Below are 461 nucleotides of genomic sequence, written 5' to 3' on the forward strand. Positions count from 1 at the left end.
GCCCGTCTCCACGATAAGCGCCCGCCTGCACCGAGACAAATCGCAAACCATCGGAAGGCAGCGTGTAATCCGCGTTCAACTTGCCCTGAAACAGTTGCCGCACCGCAGTCGTCCGGCTCAACTTCACCACGTCGCTAACCAGCACGGCCAAACCGCGTCGCCAACTTCGGCGCATAGTCGCGAACCTGGTACGTGTGCGGAAACACTACAAATTCCGGATTTACGGATCGAATCAACTGCTCCAACGCCGCCGTGTAGCCATCTGCGCTGTAGCTCGCCAAGTCGTCATGCGCAATAGCAAAAACCTTATCGACAGCCTTCGACGCCGCCGCGCCGGCCGCACCGATGGTCGCCGCAAAAACCGGAAGCCCAAGCTCCTTCGCCGCCATCACCGCTTCCCACCCCATACGATGGAAAGTGCCGCCCGATTGTTCCAAAACAACTAGGACGCTCATATCACC

1 pseudogene is annotated in these 461 nt (G+C 59.0%); it reads right to left on the bottom strand.

Annotation, left to right across the window (positions count from 1 at the left end):
* Window positions 1–134: 134 nt before the first annotated feature.
* Window positions 135–461 (bottom strand): annotated as a pseudogene (locus I6F37_RS39285) (hypothetical protein); the annotation flags it as partial.

It is taken from the genome of Bradyrhizobium sp. NBAIM08 (genome assembly GCF_020193935.1).
Lineage (GTDB): Bacteria > Pseudomonadota > Alphaproteobacteria > Rhizobiales > Xanthobacteraceae > Bradyrhizobium > Bradyrhizobium yuanmingense.